At 59.3% G+C, this 4,634-nt stretch carries 6 protein-coding genes; all 6 read right to left on the bottom strand.

Annotation, left to right across the window (positions count from 1 at the left end; genetic code table 11):
• The coding region (locus EOA22_RS24890; RefSeq protein WP_348629504.1) for a biotin/lipoyl-containing protein at positions 1 to 207 on the bottom strand (207 nt) is incomplete at its 3' end.
• Between the two features lie 15 nt (positions 208 to 222).
• Positions 223 to 1,260, bottom strand: coding sequence for a pyruvate dehydrogenase (acetyl-transferring) E1 component subunit alpha (pdhA, locus tag EOA22_RS24885; protein WP_063168051.1), 1,038 nt, complete (start codon positions 1,258 to 1,260; stop codon positions 223 to 225).
• A 194-nt stretch (positions 1,261 to 1,454) separates the two neighbouring features.
• Positions 1,455 to 1,778 carry a septum formation initiator family protein gene (locus EOA22_RS24880; RefSeq protein WP_027038975.1) on the bottom strand — a complete coding sequence of 108 codons (324 nt, stop codon included), beginning with the start codon at positions 1,776 to 1,778 and terminating at the stop codon, positions 1,455 to 1,457.
• Positions 1,779 to 2,054: 276 nt separating this feature from the next.
• A complete protein-coding gene (gene eno / locus EOA22_RS24875) occupies positions 2,055 to 3,329 on the bottom strand; it encodes a phosphopyruvate hydratase (protein ID WP_127390280.1) in 1,275 nt (424 codons plus the stop codon).
• Between the two features lie 376 nt (positions 3,330 to 3,705).
• Positions 3,706 to 4,071 carry a PRC-barrel domain-containing protein gene (locus EOA22_RS24865; RefSeq protein ID WP_024505095.1) on the bottom strand — a complete coding sequence of 122 codons (366 nt, stop codon included), beginning with the start codon at positions 4,069 to 4,071 and terminating at the stop codon, positions 3,706 to 3,708.
• A gap of 86 nt (positions 4,072 to 4,157) precedes the next feature.
• Positions 4,158 to 4,361 (bottom strand): dodecin family protein, encoded by a 204-nt coding sequence (locus EOA22_RS24860; RefSeq protein WP_013531476.1) that lies wholly within the window; start codon positions 4,359 to 4,361, stop codon positions 4,158 to 4,160.
• Positions 4,362 to 4,634 lie beyond the last annotated feature (273 nt).

The following is a 4,634-nucleotide window of genomic DNA, read 5'->3' as shown; positions in this document are numbered from 1 at the left end:
CTTGGCGCCTTCGGTGCCGGCGGCGATCAGGATCTTGCCAAGCGTGCCTTCGTCGACGGCCTCGACTTCCATCGTCGCCTTGTCGGTTTCGATCTCGGCGATGACGTCGCCGGCGACGACCTTGTCGCCCTCATTCTTCAACCACTTGGAAAGATTGCCCTCTTCCATGGTCGGCGAGAGAGAGGGCATGAGAATTTCGATCGGCATGTCCTTGCCCTCCCGTTACAATACGATATCGGTCCAGAGCTCGGACGGATCCGGCTCTGCATCGTTCTGGGCAAATTCGGCGGCGTCAGCGACGATGTCGCGGACCTCCTTGTCGATGGCCTTAAGCTCGTCCTCGGTTGCCCACTTCTTCTCGATCAGCCGCGCCTTGACCTGTTCGATCGGGTCATGGTCGGAGCGCATCTTCTGCACTTCTTCCTTTGAGCGGTATTTCGCCGGATCGGACATCGAGTGACCGCGATAGCGATAGGTCTGCATTTCGAGAATGATCGGCCCGTTGCCGGCGCGGCACCATTCGGTCGCCTGGTCGCCGGCGGCCTTGACAGCGCGCACGTCCATGCCGTCGACCTGGATGCCGGGAATCTTGAACGAAGCGCCACGGTGCGAAAAATTGGTTTCCGCCGAAGAGCGCGACACCGAGGTGCCCATGGCATACCGGTTGTTCTCGATGATGTAGATCACCGGCAGCTTCCACAGCGAGGCCATGTTGAAGCTTTCATAGACCTGGCCCTGGTTGGCCGCACCGTCGCCGAAATAGGTCAGCGAGACATTGTTGTTGTCGCGGTAGCGGTTGGCGAAGGCCAAGCCCGTGCCGAGCGACACCTGCGCGCCGACGATGCCGTGGCCGCCATAAAAGTGCTTTTCCTTGGAGAACATGTGCATGGAGCCACCCTTGCCCCGTGACAGGCCGCCGCGACGCCCGGTCAGCTCGGCCATGACGCCGCGCGGCGACAGCTCCATCGCCAGCATGTGGCCGTGGTCGCGATAGGCGGTGATCATCTGATCGCCGTCGATCAGCGCCATCTTCATGCCGGTGACGACCGCTTCCTGGCCGATATAGAGGTGGCAGAAGCCGCCGATGAAACCCATGCCGTAGAGCTGGCCGGCCTTTTCCTCGAAACGACGGATGAGCAGCATGTGCCGGTAAGCGGCAAGCTCTTCGTCCTTGGTGAATTCGACAGGTTTGGGGGTCGAAAGCCCCGATTTGCCGTCGGATTTGGATTTGGCAGGCGCTTTTCTGGCGGCGGTGGCCATGCATCACTCCCTGTTGGCGTCTCTTCGTGGACATTAGAGCAGGATGAAATCTGCTCTGGGGAGATCAGCTCCTCCCCACCGATTTTAGGGAGGCTAACACGCGTCAAAGCGTTGCGCCATGCCGAATTTGCATAGCTGGCATGCGCCTAAGCGATTAAAATCATTGAAAATATTGGTGATTAACTTGAAATCAGTTATTTCGCCGAGGTCGGCAACATAATGGTGATTTCGTCAGCTTGGGACAGATTGAGCGCCTTGCGCGCCTGCTCATCGAGCATGTCCTTCTCGAGCGTGCCTTCATGCATCAGCCGAACGCGGCGCTCGAGCTCCATGCGGCGCGCCTTGATCGCATCGAGCTGGCCTTGCAGCGCAACCGTCTGGGCTTCCAGCTGATATTTCGAGTAGATACCGAATTCGCCGTGATAGGCATGAAAGCCGAAATAGGCCAGGAACGCCACGCAAAGCGAGGGAATGATCAGCCGGCCGGTGTTTCTCTGCTTGTGCTGACGCGTCCACATCGCCCGATTCCTCTAGAGCATGATGCCGAAAAGTGTGAAGCGGTTTTCGGACGACATCATGCTCTATCTCTTTGATTTAGAGTCGGATTCAGATTTCAGGTCGAACAGACCTGAGATCATCCGGCTCTAGCCCGCGAACTCAGGCGGCTCACGATCTTTCTCGCCCGATTGTGCTTAACGGACGGTTACGGGTGACCTGTTTGGCGGCGCCGAAACGAAAAAGGGCGGGAATGCTCCCGCCCTTTTGTCCGGTATCGATGAGCCGGTGTTTCCGGATCAGCCCTTGACCACCGACTTGCCGGCGTAGCTTGCCTGCTTGCCGAGCTCTTCCTCGATGCGGATCAGCTGATTGTACTTGGCCATGCGGTCCGAGCGCGACAGCGAGCCGGTCTTGATCTGTCCGCAATTGGTGGCGACGGCGAGATCGGCAATGGTCGAATCCTCGGTTTCGCCCGAGCGGTGCGACATCACGGCGGTGTAGCCGGCCTTGTGCGCGGTCTCGACGGCGTCGAGCGTTTCCGTAAGCGAGCCGATCTGGTTGACCTTAACCAGGATCGAGTTGGCAACCCCCATGCGGATGCCGTCGCGCAGCCGCGCCGTGTTGGTGACGAACAAATCGTCGCCAACCAGCTGCGTCTTCTTGCCGATCAGGTCGGTCAGGTACTTCCAGCCTTCCCAATCGTCCTCGGCAAGACCGTCCTCGATCGAGATGATCGGATAGTCGGCGGCAAGCTTGGCCAGGTATTTGGCCTGGGCCTTGGGATCGCGCGTCTTTTTCTCGCCTTCATAGACGTAGTTGCCGTCCTTGAAGAACTCGGTCGCGGCGCAATCGAGGCCGAGCGCGATCTCGTCGCCCGGCTTGAAGCCGGCCTGCTCGATCGATTCCATGATGAAATCGAGCGCCACCGGAGCGCTTTTCAGGTTCGGGGCAAAGCCGCCCTCGTCGCCGACATTGGTGTTGTGGCCGGCATCCTTCAGTTTCTTGCGCAGCGTATGGAAGATTTCCGAACACCAGCGGACACCTTCGCGCAGCGTCGGCGCGCCGATCGGCAGGATCATGAATTCCTGGAAATCGATCGGGTTGTCGGCATGCGCGCCGCCATTGATGATGTTCATCATCGGTACCGGCAGGAGATGCGCCTTGGTGCCTCCGACATAACGGTAGAGCGGCAGGCCGGCGGCATCAGCGGCCGCCTTGGCCACCGCCAGCGAAACGCCGAGAATGGCGTTGGCGCCAAGCCGGCTCTTGTTGGGCGTGCCGTCGAGCTCGATCATGGTCTGGTCGATATGAATCTGGTTTTCGGCTTCCATGCCGCCGATGGCCTCGAACAGCTCGCCGTTCACCGCCTCGACGGCTTTGAGCACGCCTTTGCCGAGATAGCGGGCGCCGCCGTCGCGCAGTTCGACGGCCTCGTGGGCACCGGTCGAAGCACCCGACGGCACCGCCGCGCGGCCCATCGAGCCGTCTTCGAGAATGACATCGACCTCGACGGTCGGATTTCCACGGCTGTCCAGGATTTCACGCCCGACAATGTCGACGATGGCGGTCATTTGCGATGTCCTCGATTGATCTGAAGAATGCCGCACGTCTTAGCCAAAGTGCTGCAAAAGGCAATCGGCCCGCTGGCAATTGTTGCCGCGGCAACAGCGTCCGAACGATTCACGAAGCGCAAATCGCTGTCATCATAAGTCATGTACGGTCGGCTGACTTCCGGTTAAGGTGCAGCGCGCGGGGCGAAACAGGAGGAGTTTCGCCATGTCTCAGTTGAGCGGTATCGTGAGTCTGTTTCTGATCGCGGCGGCATTCCTGACGTCATGCGACAATCAGCAGTCGCCGCCGAAGGCGATGGCCCCCTTACACGTCAGCGAATAAGCCGGAATCCAAAGCGGCCCCGTCTCTCTCGACGGGGCCGCTTTGTCGTTGTTGTTAATGCCAGTAAGGCGTGACCTTGTAATAATTGTAGGATTCGTCGCGCGCCGCCTCGCCATCGGCACCGGTCAGTTCGTTGATCGAATAGGCCGGTGCCGCCATGAGTTGTTCCTTGGAAAACGGCACGACATAACCGCCCTTGTCCTCATCATAGTCGAGGCTTGCCCAGGGAATGGCGTGATATTTCTCGCCGATGCCAAGGAAGCCGCCAAAACCGATGACCGCGAACATGATCCCGTTCGTCATCTTGTCGAGCATCACATCCTCTATGCTGCCGATGCTTGTGCCTTCGGTGTTGTAGACCGATGTGCCGATGACCCGCGAAGCGGCAATGGCTTGGGTGTGGCCAGTCTGGGTTGCCATGATTGTGCTCCTCATTGTGGTTTCGAACCATAATTGGACAATGAGGGGCGCGGGCGAAGGTTCCCGACTTTTTCGGCGTCGACCGATCACTCCGCGAGGATGAAGGTAACCTTCATGTTGACGCGATAAGCAACGATCTTGCCGTCCTGGACGACGATCTTCTGGTCCTGGATCCAGGCGCCCTCGACGTTCTTCAGCGTTTTGGATGCGCGCGCAATTCCCTGTTCGATGGCGTCCTGAAAGCTCTTCTTCGACGACGATGTGATTTCGGTGACGCGGGCGACAGACATGGCTTCCTCCTGCCAAAACGCTCATTTGCCGGTAGAGCGTACAGGCGGCTTGCGCCGTCCACAAGCATCGGCGGTCGACAGAGGATATTGTCCGGCCTAGAGACCCTTGGCGATGCGGTCGAATGCCATCAGCCGCTCGAGTAGAGCGGGCATGTCCTTCAACGGCAGCATGTTGGGGCCGTCGGAAGAGGTCGAGTTGCCAGGATCCTGATGGGTCTCGATGAAGACGCCGGCAACGCCGACAGCGACGGCCCCAACATGCTGCCGTTGAAG

It is taken from the genome of Mesorhizobium sp. M7A.F.Ca.US.014.04.1.1 (assembly GCF_003998745.1).
Taxonomy (GTDB): Bacteria; Pseudomonadota; Alphaproteobacteria; order Rhizobiales; family Rhizobiaceae; genus Mesorhizobium; species Mesorhizobium ciceri.
Note: the sequence above shows the minus strand (reverse complement) of the source record. Positions and strands in the feature narration are given on the sequence as shown.

What these genes read in the sequence shown, in the direction of transcription:
- pdhA (WP_063168051.1), bottom strand. Translation starts at nt 1,260, where the DNA reads ATGGCCACCGCCGCCAGAAAAGCGCCTGCCAAATCCAAATCCGACGGC.
- EOA22_RS24880 (WP_027038975.1), bottom strand. Translation starts at nt 1,778, where the DNA reads ATGTGGACGCGTCAGCACAAGCAGAGAAACACCGGCCGGCTGATCATT.
- eno (WP_127390280.1), bottom strand. Translation starts at nt 3,329, where the DNA reads ATGACCGCCATCGTCGACATTGTCGGGCGTGAAATCCTGGACAGCCGT.
- EOA22_RS24865 (WP_024505095.1), bottom strand. Translation starts at nt 4,071, where the DNA reads ATGGCAACCCAGACTGGCCACACCCAAGCCATTGCCGCTTCGCGGGTC.
- EOA22_RS24860 (WP_013531476.1), bottom strand. Translation starts at nt 4,361, where the DNA reads ATGTCTGTCGCCCGCGTCACCGAAATCACATCGTCGTCGAAGAAGAGC.